At 69.6% G+C, this 16,594-nt stretch carries 14 protein-coding genes and 1 tRNA gene; 7 read left to right on the forward strand and 8 right to left on the reverse strand.

The annotated features are described in order from the left end of the window. Positions 1–173 precede the first annotated feature (173 nt). The 3 genes from ASD21_RS21660 (at position 174) to ASD21_RS21670 (ending at position 2,709) form a co-directional block, all read left to right on the forward strand. Complete coding sequence (locus tag ASD21_RS21660; protein ID WP_056446486.1) at positions 174–1,400, forward strand: class I SAM-dependent RNA methyltransferase; 1,227 nt, start codon at positions 174–176, stop codon at positions 1,398–1,400. 43 nt (positions 1,401–1,443) lie between these two features. Further along, entirely contained in the window at positions 1,444–2,535 is a 1,092-nt protein-coding gene (locus tag ASD21_RS21665) for a class I SAM-dependent methyltransferase (protein WP_056446489.1), read from the forward strand. A gap of 100 nt (positions 2,536–2,635) precedes the next feature. Beyond that, positions 2,636–2,709: transfer RNA gene (locus ASD21_RS21670), tRNA-Cys, on the forward strand. 76 nt (positions 2,710–2,785) lie between these two features. Here the strand turns inward: ASD21_RS21670 and ASD21_RS21675 are convergent. Genes ASD21_RS21675 through ASD21_RS21690 form a run of 4 tightly spaced genes read right to left on the reverse strand, consistent with a single transcriptional unit; the run spans position 2,786 to position 7,211 of the window. Beyond that, complete coding sequence (locus ASD21_RS21675; RefSeq protein WP_056446491.1) at positions 2,786–3,571, reverse strand: ABC transporter ATP-binding protein; 786 nt, start codon at positions 3,569–3,571, stop codon at positions 2,786–2,788. Between the two features lie 13 nt (positions 3,572–3,584). Further along, positions 3,585–4,478: a nitrate ABC transporter permease gene (gene ntrB, locus ASD21_RS21680; protein ID WP_056446494.1), complete on the reverse strand. Its 894-nt coding sequence runs from the start codon at positions 4,476–4,478 to the stop codon at positions 3,585–3,587. Positions 4,479–4,490: 12 nt separating this feature from the next. Continuing rightward, complete coding sequence (locus tag ASD21_RS21685; protein ID WP_056446497.1) at positions 4,491–5,792, reverse strand: CmpA/NrtA family ABC transporter substrate-binding protein; 1,302 nt, start codon at positions 5,790–5,792, stop codon at positions 4,491–4,493. 21 nt (positions 5,793–5,813) lie between these two features. Next, positions 5,814–7,211, reverse strand: coding sequence for an alginate export family protein (locus ASD21_RS21690; RefSeq protein ID WP_156398458.1), 1,398 nt, complete (start codon positions 7,209–7,211; stop codon positions 5,814–5,816). Positions 7,212–7,648: 437 nt separating this feature from the next. On the opposite strand from ASD21_RS21690, the gene rsgA reads away from it, so the two are divergent. Beyond that, positions 7,649–8,716, forward strand: coding sequence for a ribosome small subunit-dependent GTPase A (rsgA, locus tag ASD21_RS21695; RefSeq protein WP_156398459.1), 1,068 nt, complete (start codon positions 7,649–7,651; stop codon positions 8,714–8,716). A 43-nt stretch (positions 8,717–8,759) separates the two neighbouring features. On the opposite strand, the gene ASD21_RS21700 is transcribed toward rsgA, so the two are convergent. Next, positions 8,760–9,737: a S1C family serine protease gene (locus tag ASD21_RS21700; protein ID WP_056446503.1), complete on the reverse strand. Its 978-nt coding sequence runs from the start codon at positions 9,735–9,737 to the stop codon at positions 8,760–8,762. A 134-nt stretch (positions 9,738–9,871) separates the two neighbouring features. Further along, positions 9,872–10,024, reverse strand: coding sequence for a hypothetical protein (locus tag ASD21_RS24510; protein ID WP_200941466.1), 153 nt, complete (start codon positions 10,022–10,024; stop codon positions 9,872–9,874). Positions 10,025–10,224: 200 nt separating this feature from the next. Here ASD21_RS24510 and ASD21_RS21705 point away from each other — a divergent pair, with 200 nt between their 5' ends. Together ASD21_RS21705 and ASD21_RS21710 are read left to right on the forward strand one after the other, a co-directional pair. Beyond that, positions 10,225–11,328, forward strand: a complete 1,104-nt coding sequence (locus ASD21_RS21705) for a PA0069 family radical SAM protein (protein ID WP_056446506.1) — start codon at positions 10,225–10,227, stop codon at positions 11,326–11,328. A 252-nt stretch (positions 11,329–11,580) separates the two neighbouring features. Then, complete coding sequence (locus ASD21_RS21710; protein WP_056446508.1) at positions 11,581–12,057, forward strand: hypothetical protein; 477 nt, start codon at positions 11,581–11,583, stop codon at positions 12,055–12,057. A 147-nt stretch (positions 12,058–12,204) separates the two neighbouring features. On the opposite strand, the gene ASD21_RS21715 is transcribed toward ASD21_RS21710, so the two are convergent. Together ASD21_RS21715 and ASD21_RS21720 are read right to left on the reverse strand one after the other, a co-directional pair. Continuing rightward, the gene (locus ASD21_RS21715) at positions 12,205–13,770 is read right to left on the reverse strand and encodes a lytic transglycosylase domain-containing protein (protein WP_082554900.1); all 1,566 of its coding nucleotides are present in this window, start codon (positions 13,768–13,770) and stop codon (positions 12,205–12,207) included. 68 nt (positions 13,771–13,838) lie between these two features. Further along, the gene (locus ASD21_RS21720; protein WP_442856990.1) at positions 13,839–14,672 is read right to left on the reverse strand and encodes a uracil-DNA glycosylase; all 834 of its coding nucleotides are present in this window, start codon (positions 14,670–14,672) and stop codon (positions 13,839–13,841) included. 162 nt (positions 14,673–14,834) lie between these two features. On the opposite strand from ASD21_RS21720, the gene ASD21_RS21725 reads away from it, so the two are divergent. Then, on the forward strand, positions 14,835–16,508 hold the full coding sequence (locus ASD21_RS21725; protein ID WP_056446514.1) for an electron transfer flavoprotein-ubiquinone oxidoreductase: 1,674 nt from the start codon (positions 14,835–14,837) through the stop codon (positions 16,506–16,508). Positions 16,509–16,594: the final 86 nt, after the last annotated feature.

A 16,594-nucleotide genomic window follows, 5' to 3' on the forward strand; every position in this document is an offset into this window, starting at 1 on the left:
TCTTCGTTCACGCGCATTCGCGCCGAATGCGCTAAGGGGAACGTGAAATCTTGTCGGCGCCGATCGTGGCGCGGGCATGGCGGGCCCCCGGGCCCCCGAAAATCATGACCCCGAAAGGGCCGGAACCCCGTGAAGGTTCCGCCCGACGAACAGACCCGAGAATTGGACTATCCATGCGTGAACTGAGGATCCAGGCGGTCGGCGCCCAGGGCGACGGCATCGCCGAGGGCTCTTTCGTCCCCCTGACCCTGCCTGGCGAGCTGATCACCGCCGAGATGACCGGCAATCGCGGCGAACTGGTCGAGGTGCTGGAGCCCAGCCCCGACCGCGTCCTTCCGCCATGCCCGCACTTCGGGGTCTGCGGCGGCTGCGCCTTCCAGCACTGGGACGCCAAGCCCTATCTGGAATGGAAGCGAGAGCAGATCCAGTTCCAGCTGGCCCGCGAGGGGCTGGAGACCGAGGTCCTGCCGACCTTCGCCTCGCCGCCGGCCTCGCGCCGCCGCGTCGCTCTGCACGCCCGGGGCGGCAAGGGCGGGGCGCGGCTAGGCTTCAAGGAGCGCCGCTCGTGGAACCTGGCGCGGATCGAGACCTGCCCGGTCACCAACCCCAAGCTGGTCGCGGCTTTCCCGGCCCTGGCCCGCCTGGCCGCGCCGTTCCTGGAGCACCCCAAGTCGGCCCCGACCCTGCACGTCACCCTGACCGCCACGGGCCTGGACATCGACATCACCGGCGTCGAGGCCAAGAGCGGCGGCCTGTCGGCCGACGCCCGCGTGCGCGCCGCGATGATCGCCGGCGAGCATGACTTCGCCCGGGTCACCATGGCCGGCGAGATGATCTACATGGCCCGCCAGCCGATGGTGAAGCTGGGTCCGGCCGTCGTCTCCCTGCCGGCAGGCAGCTTCCTGCAGGCCGTGCCCCAGGCCGAGAAGGCCATGGTCGATTTCGCCGTCGAGGCCGCCCAGGGCGCGTCGCGGATCGTCGACCTGTTCAGCGGCGTGGGCACCTTCACCTTCCGTCTGGCCGAGATCGGCGGGGTCTACGCCGCCGACAGCTCCGCCCCCGCCATCGCCGCCCTGAAGGGCGCGGTCGGCACGGCCACGGGCCTGAAGGCGATCACCGCCGAGGCGCGCGACCTGACCCGCCGGCCGGTGCTTTCGACCGAGCTGGCCAAGGTGGACGTTGCCGTGCTCGACCCGCCGCGCGCCGGCGCCTACGAGCAGCACGTCGAAATCGCCAAGTCCAAGGTGGCCCGCGTGGTCGGCGTCTCGTGCAATCCGGCCACCTTCGCCCGCGACGCCAAGCTGCTGGTCGACGCCGGCTTCCGCCTTGAGCGGGTCTTGCCGGTGGACCAGTTCCTGTGGTCGCCGCATATTGAGCTGGTCGGAGTGTTTTCGCGGTAGGACGGCCCATCCTTCGACAGGTGGGGCGTCCCTGGAGACGGCCATGGACGAGCGACGCGGCGATCGGGGAGAGTCCAGGGAGGCGGGTCTCAAGGGACGCGCCGCCTTCGCCCTGGACGGCGCCAGCCAGCGGGCCAAGGCGGCCGTCAAGGCCGCCTGGTGGACCGCCGCCGGCGGCGTGACCCGCGCCCTGGCCCGGCCGACGCGCGGCGAGGCCAAGACCAAGTTCGAACCCCAGGGGCCGCCGGTCTCGGCCGCCCGGCTGCGCAAGGCCTATCTGACCGCCTTCGACAAGGACGCCGCCGACGTCGCCGCCGGCCTCTATCCGCCGGTCGGGGACGGACCGCGCAATCCCGCGGACGCCTTTCGCGAAGCCCTGGACGTCATCGCCGACGCCCGCGCCGTCGACCAGCGCCGCCGCCGGGGCGACGGCGTCGAGGTGCGCGACGAGCCCGAAAGTGAAGGCTATCCAAACTACTACCGGCAGAACTTCCACTATCAGTCGGGCGGCTGGTTCACCGACGCCAGCGCGCGGCGCTACGAGGCCCAGGTCGAGGCGCTGTTCTCCGGCGCGGCCGGGGCCATGCGCCGGCGGGCCCTGTCGCTGCTGGCCCGTCACTGGCGCGGCAAGGACCAGCGGGGCTTGAGGCTGGTCGACCTGGCCTGCGGCTCGGGCGCGTTCCTCAGCGACCTGGACGCGGCCTTTCCCCGCGCCGCCATCGCGGGCCTGGACCTGTCGCGCGCCTATCTGGCCGCCGCCCGCAGCCGTTCGGGTCGGGGCGGGGTGCAGGCCAACGCCGAGGCCCTGCCGTTCGCCGACGCCAGCCTGGACGCCGTGACCTGCGTCTACCTGTTCCACGAACTGCCGCCGCGCGTGCGTCCGGTGGTGGCCGCCGAGATCGCCCGGGTGCTCAAGCCCGGCGGGGTGCTGGCCTTCGCCGATTCCGTGCAGCCGTCCGACGAGCCCGACCTGTCACGGCTGCTGGAGGCTTTCCCGGCCTATTTCCACGAGCCGTACTATTCGACCTACGCCCAGGCCGACCTGCCGGCCCTGTTCGGCGCGGCTGGGCTAAGCGTGGCCGGACAGGACCAGGCCTTCCTGACCAAGGCGCTGCTGCTCGAAAAGCCCTTGTGACGAACCCTGTGATCAACCCGCTCATGGCCATTGCCTAGCGCGGCGGGCTCCTGTATTCGAACCGACCTCTTCGCCGACGCTCCTTTGCGTTGACCCGGATGGCCCGGTGGCGGAGTGGTGACGCAGCGGATTGCAAATCCGTGCACCCCGGTTCGATTCCGGGCCGGGCCTCCACCTTTTCCAAGAACTCAGATCCCTTCGGTCCGAGCGGCTCTTTCCGCCGAGCAGCCCACACGCGCCGCGCCCGCCCCTAGGCCGCGCGGCGGGCGTAGAGGAACTCGATCACCGCGGCCCGGGCGTGGATGTAGGTCGGGTTCTCGGCGACGGCCAGGCGGTCGCGCGGGCGTTCGAGGCGCACGTCGAGCACCTGGCCGATCGCGGCGCGCGGGCCGTTGGTCATCATCACGATGCGGTCCGAAAGCAGGGCGGCCTCGTCGACGTCGTGGGTGACCATCAGCACCGTGTTGTTCAGGCTGGCGTGGATCTCCATGACGCTGTCCTGCAGGTGGGCGCGGGTCAGGGCGTCCAGGGCGCCGAACGGCTCGTCCAGCAGCAGCACCTTGGGCTCCATGGCCAGGGCCCGGGCGATGCCGACCCGCTGCTTCATGCCGCCCGAGATCTCCGAGGGCCGCTTGTCCAGGGCGTGGGTCATCTTGACCAGCTCCAGGTTGTGCAGGGTCCACGCGCGGCGCTCGGCGGCCGTCTTGGTCGCGCCGAACACCTTGTCGACCGCCAGGGCGACGTTCTCGCGCACGGACAGCCACGGCAGCAGCGAATGGTTCTGGAACACCACCGCGCGGTCCGGACCGGGGGCGTTGACCTCCTGCTTGTCGAGGATCACCGCCCCGGTGGTCACCGGAACCAGGCCGGCGACCACGTTCAGCAGGGTCGATTTTCCGCAGCCGGAATGGCCGATGATCGAGACGAACTCGCCCTTGTCGACCTTCAGGTCGATGCCGGTCAGCACCTCGGAACGGGCGGCGCCCTTGGCGAACGTGACGCCGACGCCTTCGATGGAGAGATAGGCCTTGGCCATGATGCGATGTCTCCTAGCTCGCCGCGTCGCCGCGCGAGATGACGTGGCCCAGCAGGGCCACCAGGCGATCGAGGAAGAAGCCGGTCAGTCCGACCCAGGCCAGGGCCACGATGATGTCGGAGATGCGCGAGGCGTTGTACTGGTCCCAGATGAAGAACCCGACGCCAACGCCGCCCAACAGCATCTCGGAGGCGACGATGGCCAGCCAGCTCATGCCGATGCCGATCCGCAGGCCGGTGAAGATGTAGGGCGTGGTGGCCGGCAGCAGGATCTTGAAGAAGTACTCGACGGGCGACAGCCGCAGCACCTTGGCGACATTGACGTAGTCGGTCGGGATGTTGCGCACGCCGACGGCCGTGTTGATGATGATCGGCCAGATCGAGGTGATGAAGATCACGAACAGGGCCGAGGGCTGGGCCTCGCGGAAGGCGGCTAGCGAGATCGGCAGCCAGGCCAGGGGCGGCACGGTGCGCAGCACCTGGAAGATCGGGTCCAGGCCGCGATGCGCCCAGCGGTTGGAGCCGATCAGCACGCCCAGCATCACCCCGCAGACCGCCGAGATCGAAAAGCCGACCCCGACCCGCTTGAGGCTGGTCAGCACGTGCCAGAACAGGCCCTTGTCGACGCCGCCGTGGTCGTAGAACGGATCCAGGATCAGGGCCTTGGATCCCAGCCAGACCTGGCTGGGCGACGGCAGGCCGCCATAGGAGTCCCCGACCGCCAGCTGCCAGACGCCCAGGACGGTCAGCAGGGTCAGCAGCGGCGGGATGACCGCGGCCGCCGCGGCGCCGGCCCGCCGCGCGACCTCGGCCAGGCCCGAGACGCGGGTCTCGCCGCTGGCCGCCGGGGCGAGGGACTCGACCGCGATCGGCTCGGCCGGCGAGAACGAGGGCTTGGGAAAGGTCATGCCGCGCCCTCCCTAGACCAGCTTCTTGATCGGCTGGCTGGCCAGGTAAGCGCCCGGATTGGCCGGGTCGAACACCTTGCCGTCGAAGAAGCGCTCGACGCCGCGGCTGTCGCCGGCGGGGCCCGCCTGGCCGATCGACTTGGCCGCCGCGCGCCAGATGTCCGAACGGTTGACCTTGTCGACCAACGCCTTGGTGTTGGTCTTCTGGGGCAGCACGCCCCAGCGGATGTCCTCGGTCAGGAACCACAGGTCGTGCGACTTGAACGGGAAGCTGGCGCTGTCGGCCCAGAACTTCATCCGGTGCGGCGAGTTCTTCAGCGTCCGGCCGTCGCCATAGTCCACCGTGCCCTGCAGGCGGGGCAGGATGTCGCCCATCGGCACGTTGATGTACTGCCGCCCCGAAACGATCGAGCACATGGCCGGCAGGTTCGAGGCCTTGTCGCACCACAGGGCCGCCTCCTGCACGGCGGCCGTGATGGCCTGGGCGGCGCGAGGATACTTGTCGACCCAGGCGGCGCGCATGCCCAGGGCCTTCTCGGGGTGGTTCATCCACAGTTCCGAGGTCAGGCAGGCGGTGTAGCCGACCCGCTGGTTGACCAGCTGGCCGTTCCAAGGCTCGCCCACGCAGAAGGCGTCCTGGGTGCCCGCCTTCATGTTGGCCACCATCTGGGGCGGCGGGATGACGATGGTGGCGATGTCGGTCTCGGGATTGATGCCGCCGGCCGCCAGCCAGTAACGGACCCACAGGTCGTGGGTGCCGCCCCGGAAGGTCATGGCCACCTTGGCGATGTTGCCGGCCGCCTTCAGCTGCTGGAACTTGGCCTTGGCCCCGGCGCTGTTGAGCCCGACCTTCACCGCCTTCAGGTCGTTGCCGACCGAGATGCCCTGACCGTTCGTGTTGAGGCGGGCCAGGATGTACATCGGCGTCGGCGCGCCGCCGGTGATCGATCCGGTGGTCATCAGATAGGGCATGGGCGAGAGGATGTGGGCGCCGTCGATGCCGCCGCGCTCCGATCCCAGCACCAGGTTGTCGCGGGTGGCGGCCCACGAGGCCTGCTTGACCACCTCCAGGTCGGGCAGGCCGTACTTGGCGAACAGGCCGCGCTCTTTGGCGATGATCACCGGGGCGGAGTCGGTCAGGGCGATGAAGCCCAGCCGGGCCTTGGCCACCTCGGGCCCGGCGCCGGCCGCGTGGGCGCCGGCCGGGAACAGGGCCCTGGCGGCGGCGAGCGTGGCGGCCGCGCCCACCAGGGCGTGGCGGCGGGTCAGGCTGACATCGGTCGCCAGGTCGGCGGTCTTGTCGGTCTTGGTCATGATCTCAAATCCCGCTGCAGGTCAGAGTTTGTATTCGAGGGTGAACCAGGCCTTGGTCCGCGAGGCCGGCGGCGTCGCCGCGCCCAGGGGCACGGTCTTTTCGCGCTGGAAGTCGGCGTACTTCAGCTGGATCGAGAGCTTGGGGGTGATGGCGGCGGCGAACGCGATGTCCCACTCGTGCCCGAGGTCCGCGCCGGTCCGCTGGCCGTTGAAGTCGTGGTGGCGGACCAGGATGTCGGTGTTGAAGAAGTAGGTCCGCTTGAAGCGCGGCTTGGCGTTGAAGGTGAGGTTGGCGTCCTCGATCCCGTCGACGAAGCTCTTGTTGCCGCCCGGCGAGACGAAGGCGTCGGCCCAGCCCTGGAAGGCGTGGACGGTGGCCAGGGGCGTGGTGAAGCCGCGCACGCCGTCGCCTTCCAGCGACTCGTAGCTGGCCTTGACCGTGTAGATGTCGAAGGTCCCGGCGAGGTCGCCGCCGAAATAGGTCAGGGCGTAGTCCGGCGTGTTGTGATGGTAGCCCGACTGCTTGGCGTAGGTGGCGTTGTAGGCCAGCTGGTAGAGACCGACCCAGGTCTTGCCCGAGGCCTTGGCCCCCGTGGTCAGCGACGAATTGATCGCCGAATTGCCGAAGTCCAGGGCGTAGACGAAGCCCTGCAGGCGCAGCGCCTCGGCCGGCGACCAGGTGGCGTTCAGCAGGTGGCTGTCGCTGTCCCAGTCCTTCAGTTCGCCGAGGATGCGGTTGACGTGGGAGACATAGGCGTAGGTCGCCTTGAACCGGCCGAAGGCGAAATCGGTCCGGACGGCGTCGAAGGTCTGCTCGTCCTGGCGCCAGCCGACATTGCCGACGAAGCGCTGGTCGTCGAGCAGGATGCGCTGGCGGCCGGCGACCACCTGCAGGGCGCTGCTGGGCGTCCAGGTCAGTTGGAGGCGGTTCAGCTCGGTGACGTCCGGATCATTGACGATCGGATACTTGGCCTTGTCGGCGCCGTTCAGCGGCGGCGTCAGCGCGCCCGGCACGTTGACGGCGTAGTGCTCGGGCCCAACCTGGCGGACGTCCTCGACCTCGATCAGGCCCTTGACCTTGGCGAACTCGGCGGTCTCCCAGCCCAGGCGGGTGCGAACGGTGTAGGCGGCGGCGTCCTCGGTGAGCGTGGCGGTCTTGGTCTGGTCGACGCCTTCGTAGCGGCCGCGGACCTCCAGGATCAGTCTACCGGCCGCGACCTGGTCGCTGAAGGTCGGCGGCGGGGCCGGAGGCGGCGGCGGTTCGGCGGGTTCGGGGGCCGGTTCCGGCGCGGGCTCGACCGTCGCTTCGGCGACGGATCGCGGCGCGGAATCTGGCGCGGCCTGCGCCATGGCGGCCGTGCTCCAGGCAAGCGTGCTCAGTGCCGCGCCGCAGCGCAGCATGACTTTCCATCTCTTCATGCCTTCATCCCCTGAGGCCAAAAAAAACGCCCGGCGGGATCGCTGCCGCGATCTCTCCGGACGCCATTGTCCAAGCTTACCAAGCCGCTACGTCGCGGCCGGCGACCCTCTCGGGTCAACACGGAACATCGTTGTTCCGCGTGTCGTGATCAGGAGGAGGCCGACGCGGCGCGCCGACAATCGCAAAACATTGTTCCGTGGCGCCGCGCCGCACAACGGCGCTGTTTTGCACAGCGGCCATGCAGACCAAAGCAGCGCTCTGCCCGGTATTTCCGCGTTTGGATCATCCGGACGCGACGCATCGGGAGCGCCGCGGCGGCGTCGCGGCCGATGTTCGCCAGGCGGCCGCGAGGATAGCTGGTCGTCGCAGGCTGACGGCCATAGAGTGCGTCGCGGCGAGCCGGCGCCAGATCGCTGACGATGTGGAAGCCCCTGACTTGATCAAGCACTATGGATGGTCCGACCTGCTGATGCGGGCCTTCGAACCGCACGCGCGCGCGGGCCACACCCCTGGACGCGTCGTCGTCCAGCAGCGGGACGGCTATCTGGTGGCCACCGACGAGGGCGAACTGCGCGCCAAGCCTTCCGGACGCCTGCGCCACGAGGCTCGAGAGGCCGGCCACCCGGCGGTCGGCGACTGGGTGGCGCTGTCGACGAACCTCGTCGAACGCACCGCCACCATCCACGCCATCCTGCCACGCCGCACCGCCTTCGTACGTCGGGCCGCCGACAGCGCTCAGACGCCGCAGGTGGTCGCCGCCAACATCGACCTGGCCTTCATCGTCACCTCGATGAACGCCGACCTCAATCCGCGCCGGATCGAGCGCTATCTCGCCGCCGCCTGGCAGAGCGGCGCGCGCCCCGTGGTGGTGCTGACCAAGTCGGACCTCCGCGCCGAGCCGCTGCCCCAGGCCGAGTTGGAGGCCCTGGCGGCCGGCTGCCCCGTCGTCATGGTGTCGGCGCGGCAGGGCCTGGGTCTGGAGGCCTTGCTGGCGCATCTGGCGCCGGGCGAGACGTGCGTGCTGATCGGCTCGTCCGGCGTCGGAAAGTCGACGCTGGTCAACGCCCTGCTGGGCGAGGAACGCATGGCGACCCAGGCGATCCGTGAAGCCGACGACCAGGGACGCCACACCACCAGCCACCGCCAGCTGGTCCTGCTGCCCGGCGGCGGGTTGATCGTCGACACGCCCGGCGTCCGGGAGGTCGGGCTGATCGACGCCGACGAGGGCCTGAGCGCGGTGTTCGAGGATATCGAGCGCCTGGCGGAGACCTGCCGGTTCAACGACTGCGGTCACGCCAACGAACCGGGCTGCGCGGTGCGCGCCGCGCTGGAGAGCGGGGCTCTCGACCCCGACCGCTGGGCGCACTTCCAGAAGCTCGGGCTTGAACTGGCCGCCGTGGAGGACAAGGCCGATCGCGCGGCCAGGGACGTCGAACGCCGGCGCCTGGCCGGGCTGCAGAAGAAATACCGCGCCACGAAGCGGGACGACCGGGGCGCCGACTGATCTTCAGGCAAGCCCTTGTCCACCGTCTCGACGCGCGGTTCCGCTAGTTCAGCCGGGGCTTCTTCAGCAGCGTGTTGCGGTCGACCGAGCGGATCTCGACCTCGAACACGTCCTGCTCGCGCTGGATGCGCAGCGGGATCGTGACGCCGGCCGGTCCCTGGTCCCAGAGGGCCGTGTAGAACTCGGTCAGGTCCGACACTTCGTCGCCCGCCACGGCCAGCACCAGGTCGCCGGCGTGGAGTTCGGCGCGGGCGGCGGGGCTGCCGGGCGACACCCCGACCAGGACGACCCGGGATTCGGTCTCCTGCGCGAAGACGCCCAGCCAGGGGCGAGGCGGATGGGCGGGCCGGCCCCGCGCCAGATCGTCCAGGATCGGCGGCAGCAGTTCGGCGGGCACGAACATGTTCATGGGCTTGGCCCGGCCGTCGCGCGACTGCCCCGACAGGCTGAGCGAGCCGACGCCGACCAGTTCGCCCTCGGGGCCGATCAGGGCCGCGCCGCTCCAATGCGGGTGGGCCGGTTCGGTGATGATCGCCTCGTCCAGCAGATATTCCCAATAGCCGGCGAACGGCATGCGCGTGAGCACCCGTCCGGCGGCCGCGTGGGCGCGTCCGCCGGCCCCGGCGATGACGACCGAGCTTCCGGAGTCCAGGATCTTCGAGGTTCCCAGCCGCAGCGCCGGCAGGCCGAGGGGCTCGAGCGCCTGGACCAGGCCCAGCCCGCTCTGGCCGTCGAAACCCAGCACATGGGCCTGGACGCGCTTGCCGTCGTTCAGCGTCAGGACGACCTGGCTGGCCTCGGTGATCAGATAGGCCATGGTCAGCACCAGGCCGTTCTCGCTGATCACCACGCCGTTTCCGAGCCGCTCGGTCCCGAGGATGCGCGCGGTGAAGGCGTCGGCCGGAACCTGGGATTCCAGCGCGACGACCGAGGACAACGCGTGATCAAGGTCGAAAGCATAGGCGCTGGCGGCGGGGCGCAACCGCGCTTCGACCTCGTGCCCTTGGAACGGTGATGACAAGTCGATCTCCTCTAGGAGACTCAAATCTGGGGCGCGGCCTGCCTTGAACAAGAGGGGGATCGAACAAGAGGGCTAGGCGGAGCCCGGACCAGACCGTCGCCCCGCCAGACGCGAGGCGACGGCGCCGTGGTCGATCAGTCGTCGCCGTCGGCGATGTCGGCGAGCAGGCCGGTGATCGGCTCGTCGTTGAAGCTGGTGACGTTGTGGCCCGCGTCGATCACGCCGACCTTGGCGACGTGCGGCGTTTCGGCTTGGGTGTCGGCCTTGTCGTCCGGCTTGGTGGTCATAGGGAACTCCGGATGCGAGGGCCGGGCGCCTTTCGCCCGGCGTGCCTCGCGGGCAGCTTGGCACGAACCTTTGCGGCTGTCAGCGAAGGCCGCCACGATGGGCGCGAATGAGGGAGAGGCGCCTCGAAACCGTTCGCCGCGCCGTTCGTCCGGTCGTTTGTGTTCTTGAAATGTTCTCATCGACGGTTCATGATCGACGCATGGTCGCTCCCGCCAATCTTCCCGGTCATCCGCCGCCAAGCGTGCAGGGCGCCGCGCGGGGGCGCGGGGCCAAGTCCAATCGCACCGGCCGCTTCGAGTCCCAGGTCAGCGAAGCCTTCGACGATGGCTGGGGCGAGGAGGACGAGCCGGCCCAGATCGCCACCACGCTGCAGCCGATGAAGTCGCGGACCATCATCGCCCGCAACGACAGCCCCGACGTCGGCTTCGAGAGCTCGATCAATCCTTATCGCGGCTGCAGCCACGGCTGCATCTACTGCTACGCGCGACCGGCCCACGCCTATCTGGGCCATTCTCCGGGCCTGGATTTCGAGACCAGGATCTATTTCAAGCCCGAGGCCGGCAAGCTGCTGGAGCGCGAGCTGTCCAAGAAGGGCTACGTCCCCAAGGTCATCCATATCGGCGGCGACACCGACCCCTACCAGCCCGACGAGCGCAAGCTGCGGGTGACTCGGGCGGTGCTCGAGACCCTTCAGCGGTTCCGCCACCCGTTCACGATCATCACCAAGTCGAACCTGATCACCCGCGATCTCGACATCCTGGGGCCGATGGGCCAGGCGGGGCTGGCGCGGGCGGCGGTGTCGATCACCAGCCTGGACCACAGGCTGTCGCGCAGCATGGAGCCGCGAGCCGCGACACCCAAGCGCCGGATCGACGCGGTGCGCCAGCTGACGGCGGCGGGCGTGCCGACCACGGTGATGTTCGCCCCGTCCATCCCCTCGCTGAACGACCACGAGATGGAGGCGGTGCTGGAAGCCGCCGCCGCCGCCGGGGCGACCACCGCCGGCTATGTCGCCGTGCGCCTGCCGTTGGAGATCAAGGACCTGTTCGAGGAGTGGCTGGCCGCCGAGCATCCCGACCGCGCCAAGCGGGTGATGTCGCTGGTCCGGCAGATGCGCAATGGGGCGGCCTACAGTTCCGAGTGGGGCAAACGGATGACCGGTGAGGGGCCGGTGGCCGAGGTGATGAGCCAGCGGTTCCATCTGGCGCGGACGCGGTTCGGGCTGGACCGCAAGCTGGCGCCGCTGGATCTGAACCAGTTCGCCGTGCCGGCCAAGGCGGGGGATCAGCTGTCGTTGTTTTGAGGCGGGCTCAGAAGCACAATCGTTCAATTTTTACCGTCATTCCCGCCCTTGTGGCGGGAACCCCTCTGTCCACCGCAAGGGCAGTGGGGTGGCGCGCTGGCGCGCCAAGGCCGCGCACCGTCGGCTGAGCTAGGGGTTCCCGCCACAAGGGCGGGAATGACGGTTGGAAAGGGGGAAGGATTGAGCCTCCGCTCGGAACGTCGATGCGCTCTGCCCCTTGACCTACACGCCCCAATCCCCTGAAGCAGGACCATGATCACCGTCGTCCTGCCCACCCGCGACAGCGCCGCGCGCCTGGTCCACGTCCTGCCGCTGCTGGTGCCGGCCGCCGTCGACGGTCTGGTCAAGGCGGTGGTGTTCGCCGACGCCGGCTCGACCGACGCGACGCTGGCCATCGCCGAGGACAGCGGCGCGCGGGTGGTCCAGGCGTCGGGCGATGCGGGCACGCGCCTAGCGGTCGGCTGCGCGGCGGCCAAGAGCGCCTGGATCCTGGCCCTGGGCGAGGATCTGGTCCTGCCGGAAGCCTGGCGCACGCCGGTCGAGGCTCATCTGGCGGGCGGCGGCGGCAAGCCGGCCTGGATCGCCGCGCCGGGCCTGTTCGGCCGTCCCCTGGCGGTTCTCGCCTCGCGGGAGGCCGTCGAGGCGGCGGGCGGCTTCAAGCCCGGCGGCGACCCGCTGAAGGCGCTGCTGGGGCGGCTGAAGCCTAGGGCCGCGCGGCTGCGGGTTTGAGCTCCCAAACCTCCGCTCATCCCGGCGAATGCCGGGACCTAGATCCCAAACCGGAGAGCTTGATTGGAGAGCGCTCGGAGCCTGTGGAAGCAGCTCACAGCTCTTCCATCTGGGTCCCGGCATTCGCCGGGATGAGCGGGACTTGAATTACTGATCCAGCCTGAAATCAATCACCCGCGCGCCGCTGGCCACGGCGTCAAGCGTCCTGGTCTCCGCGCCCATCAGCTTGCGATAGGTCCAGTACGAGGCCATGACCTTTTCGACGTAGTTGCGGGTTTCCTGGGCCGGCAGGCTCTCGATCAGCATCAGCGGATCGCAGTCTGCGCCGCCCAGCTGTTCCTGGGTCTTGATCAGCGTGCCGGGGCCGCCGTTATAGGCCGCGACGGCGCGGAACAGGTCCGGGCTCTGCAGGCCGCGGTCCATCAGCCAGGTGAAATAGTCCTGGCCGACCCGCAGGTTGAAGCTGGGGTCCAGCAGCGGGGTGGTGTCGGCCAGCAGCTTGTCGTCGCCGGCCGCGCGGGCCGCGGCGATCGGCATCAGCTGCATCAGGCCCACCGCGCCCGAGCCCGACGTGGCGTAGGGGTCGAAGCGGCTTTCCTGGCGCACCAGGGCGTAGACCATGGCCTTGTCGATCGTGAAGCCGCCCTTGGGCTCCAGCAGGGGGAGGGGATAGTCCTCGCCGCCCACGCGCTTGACCGCGCGCCCGGCGTTCAGCGGAGCCTTTTCATTGAGGGCCAGGGCCAGGTCGGTCCAGTCGCCGCGGGCCTTGGGATCGTCGCTGGCCAGGGACAGGCCGGCGCGCAGTTCCTGGCCGGCCTCGGCCCAGCGGCCGATCTGGGCCAGGGCGGCGGCGCGACGCGCGCGCGGGTCGGCGGCCAGCAGGCGGGCCAGCGAGGCGGTGTCGGGCCCCTCGTAGGACACCTTGGTCAGCAGGGCGGCGATCGGGTCGTCCTGGGCCAGGGCCAGGCCGGCCAGGGCCAACTGGCGGGCGGCGATCATGCCGTAGAAGGTGTTGGGCGCGCGGGCGGCCGCGCTGAGCAGATCCTCGATGTCGCGGGCTTGGCCGCCGGACGCCGCCGAGCGCGCGGCCCAGAACGAGGCGGCCGACCGCAGCCATTCGTCCTGCTTGTCGTCGTCGGCGACGCGTTCGAAATAGGTCCGGGCCTGGGCGTAGGCCTGCAGGCGGAAGGCCGACAAGCCGGCGATCCAGGGCTCGTCGGCGCGCTCGGCCAGGGTCAGGGCCTTCTTCACGTCGCCGGAATAATAGGCCTCGCGGGCGGCGCGGGCCTTGTCGGCCGGGGCGGGGCCCTTGGCGCCGGCCACGAACAGGGCCGGGATCTTCGGCGCGGCGACGCGGGCCGGCTTGCGCTTGACGGCCAGGGCGTAGACCCGGTCGGCGCCGGCCTGGTCGCCGTAGGAGTCCAGCCAGTCGGTCAGCTCGTCATAGCTGGCCGCGTAGGCGCGCGGATGCATGATCTTGGAAAATTCCAGCCGGCCCCGCAGGCTGTGGTCGCGGGCGTTGGCCGCGGCGGCCTCGGCGGCGTCGAAATCACCATGGTCGGCGGCGGCGAAGGCGGCGCGATAGAAGCGGGCGTCGGCGTCCGACAGCGGCTCGAGCGACGACGCACGGGCGCTCGAGGGGGCGCTGAAAGCGACCGCGAAGCAAAACACGAAGGCCGAGAAAACGGCCAGAGGGCGAGCTAGAAGCTGCAATGCGTTTCCGCGCCCTTGCCCCGAAAGGCTCCCCGACGCGTCCCGTGTCCAACTGGTCGCCCGAATCTCTAGTTGGGACGCTCCGGGCGATCAAGCCTCTCACTGAGCATAAGCATGTCGGCCCAGGCCTTTTTCTTGGCCGCCGGCTGACGCAGCAGGAACGCCGGATGCAAGGTGGGCAAGGCCGGAAGCTCGGTCTGGCCGTCGCTGGAGGTCCATTCGAACCACCGTCCGCGGAGCGACAATATGCCTTCCTCGCGCTTCAGCATGCTCTTCGCCGAGGCGCCGCCGACCAAAAGCAGGATCTTCGGCCGCACCAGCTGGATCGCTCGCTCGAGGAACGGCGCGCAGACGGCCTGCTCCTGCGGGGTGGGCGTGCGGTTGCCCGGCGGACGCCAGAAGACGGTGTTGGTGACGAACGCGCGGTCCAGCACGCCGGCGGCTTTCAGCATACGGTCCAGAAGCTGGCCGGCGCGGCCGACGAACGGCGCGCCCTGCAGGTCCTCGTCGGCCCCGGGGGCCTCGCCGATGATCATCAGGGGCGCGTCGGCCGGGCCGCGCGAGACCACGGCCTGCCGGGCGCCCTGGGTCTTGAGCGGACAGCCGTCGAAGGCGGCGATGGCGGCGGCCAGGGCGGGCAGGTCGGCGCAGGCGGCGGCCAGGACCTGGGCCTCGGCGACGGCGGTGCCCAGATCCGGTCCTCGACCGAAGGCCGGCGTCGCGACGGGGGCGACGGCGACCGGGGCAGGGGGCTCCTTGCGGGCCCGCAGCAGGGCCGCGCCCTCGGCCAGGCGGTCGATCGGATCGTCCGCGTACGAGGCCTCGACGCCCGCATCGGCCCAGAAGGCGAGCAGGCTTTCCACGGCGCGCGGATCGAGGTGAGACGCGATGGGGAGGTCCATGCGTTCTCTTAGTACGAAGTTTCGACGCTCGCCACGTCGGGGCTGCGCTGCATCGCAGCAAAAAACATCCGTTTATTCTTGACCACCGATGCGTCACCTCACGATAAGCTTCGATTCAAACAGCAAGAACGCGGGCAGAGTGCGCCCGGGGCGGGAGATCCCATGAGCGAAGAGCTCGAACGCGAGTCGATGGAATACGACGTCGTCATCGTCGGCGGCGGACCGGCGGGCCTTTCGGCCGCCATCCGACTCAAGCAACTGGCGGCCAAGGCCGGGACCGAGGTTTCGGTGGCCGTGCTGGAAAAGGGCTCGGAAGTCGGCGCCCACATCCTGTCGGGCGCGGTGATCGATCCCAAGGGCCTGGCCGAGCTGTTCCCCGACTGGAAGGAACGCGGCGCGCCGCTGGAGACCCCCGTCACCAAGGACGTCTTCCGGCTGCTGGGCCCATCGGGCGACCTCTCGCTGCCGATGTTCGCCATGCCGCCGTTCATGCACAATCACGGCTGCTACATCGCCTCCCTGGGCAATGTCTCGCGCTGGCTGGCCGCCCAGGCTGAGGAGCTGGGCGTCGAGATCTATCCGGGCTTCGCGGCCTCGGACCTGGTCTGGAACGCCGACGGCTCGGTCAAGGGCGTCGTGGTCGGCGTCGTGGGCGTGGCCAAGGACGGGCACCACAAGCCCGACTACAACCCCGGCATGGAGCTGCACGGCAAGTACGTGTTCATCGCCGAGGGCGTGCGTGGCTCGCTGGCCAAGCAGCTGATCGCCAAGTTCGACCTGTCGGCCGGCAAGTCGCCGCAGAAGTTCGGCATCGGCATCAAGGAATTGTGGCAGGTGCCGCCCGAGAAGCACCAGCCGGGCCTGGCCGAGCACACCACCGGCTGGCCGCTGGACAACCAGACCGGCGGCGGCAGCTTCATGTACCACTTCGGGGACAACTACGTGGCCATCGGCTACGTCGTGCACCTGAACTACAAGAACCCCTGGCTGTCGCCGTTCGACGAGTTCCAGCGCTTCAAGCACCATCCGGCGGTCAAGCCGCACCTGGAAGGCGGCAAGCGCATCGCCTACGGCGCGCGGGCCATCACCGAGGGGGGCTATCAGTCCGTCCCGAAGCTGACCTTCCCGGGCGGGGCGCTGATCGGCTGCTCGGCCGGCTTCGTCAACGTGCCGCGGATCAAGGGCAGCCACAACGCGGTGAAGACCGGCATGCTGGCCGCCGACGCCGCCTTCGAGGCCCTCGCCGCCGGCCGCGCCGGCGACGAGCTGGTCGCCTATCAGGAGCTCTACGAGAAGTCCTGGGTGGCCAAGGAGCTGAAGGTCGTCCGCAACGCCAAGCCGCTGCTGGGCAAGTTCGGCACCGCCCTGGGCGGAGCGCTGGGCATGTTCGACATGTGGGTCAACCACCTGACCGGCGGGTTCTCGTTCTTCGGCACGATGAAGCACGAGAAGACCGACGCGGCGTCGACGGGCCTGGCCAAGGACTACAAGCCGCTGGTCTATCCCAAGCCGGACGGCGTGATCAGCTTCGACAAGCTGAGCTCGGTGTTCATCTCGGCCACCAACCACGAGGAAGACCAGCCGGCCCACCTGACGCTGAAGGACCCGACCGTCCCGATCGCGGTGAACCTGCCCAAGTACGGCGAACCGGCCCGGCTCTACTGCCCGGCGGGCGTCTACGAGGTGCTCTACAACGAGCAGGGTCAGGACCCGCGCTTCCAGATCAACGCCCAGAACTGCGTCCACTGCAAAACCTGCGACATCAAGGACCCGTCGCAGAACATCGTGTGGACCACGCCCGAGGGCGGCGGCGGACCGAACTATCCGAACATGTAAGCGGCCTTCGAAAGGCCCCATAAACGCGAGACTGGAGGCGCGGTCCGAACGTTCGGACCGCGCCTTTTTCTTGCGGCGCGCCCGGA

The sequence above is a fragment of the Caulobacter sp. Root1455 genome, from assembly GCF_001426905.1.
Taxonomy (GTDB): domain Bacteria; phylum Pseudomonadota; class Alphaproteobacteria; order Caulobacterales; family Caulobacteraceae; genus Caulobacter.

What these genes read in the sequence shown, in the direction of transcription:
- ASD21_RS21660 (WP_056446486.1), top strand. Translation starts at nt 174, where the DNA reads ATGCGTGAACTGAGGATCCAGGCGGTCGGCGCCCAGGGCGACGGCATC.
- ASD21_RS21665 (WP_056446489.1), top strand. Translation starts at nt 1,444, where the DNA reads ATGGACGAGCGACGCGGCGATCGGGGAGAGTCCAGGGAGGCGGGTCTC.
- ASD21_RS21675 (WP_056446491.1), bottom strand. Translation starts at nt 3,571, where the DNA reads ATGGCCAAGGCCTATCTCTCCATCGAAGGCGTCGGCGTCACGTTCGCC.
- ntrB (WP_056446494.1), bottom strand. Translation starts at nt 4,478, where the DNA reads ATGACCTTTCCCAAGCCCTCGTTCTCGCCGGCCGAGCCGATCGCGGTC.
- ASD21_RS21685 (WP_056446497.1), bottom strand. Translation starts at nt 5,792, where the DNA reads ATGACCAAGACCGACAAGACCGCCGACCTGGCGACCGATGTCAGCCTG.
- ASD21_RS21690 (WP_156398458.1), bottom strand. Translation starts at nt 7,211, where the DNA reads ATGAAGAGATGGAAAGTCATGCTGCGCTGCGGCGCGGCACTGAGCACG.
- ASD21_RS24510 (WP_200941466.1), bottom strand. Translation starts at nt 10,024, where the DNA reads ATGACCACCAAGCCGGACGACAAGGCCGACACCCAAGCCGAAACGCCG.
- ASD21_RS21705 (WP_056446506.1), top strand. Translation starts at nt 10,225, where the DNA reads ATGGTCGCTCCCGCCAATCTTCCCGGTCATCCGCCGCCAAGCGTGCAG.
- ASD21_RS21710 (WP_056446508.1), top strand. Translation starts at nt 11,581, where the DNA reads ATGATCACCGTCGTCCTGCCCACCCGCGACAGCGCCGCGCGCCTGGTC.
- ASD21_RS21720 (WP_442856990.1), bottom strand. Translation starts at nt 14,672, where the DNA reads ATGGACCTCCCCATCGCGTCTCACCTCGATCCGCGCGCCGTGGAAAGC.
- ASD21_RS21725 (WP_056446514.1), top strand. Translation starts at nt 14,835, where the DNA reads ATGAGCGAAGAGCTCGAACGCGAGTCGATGGAATACGACGTCGTCATC.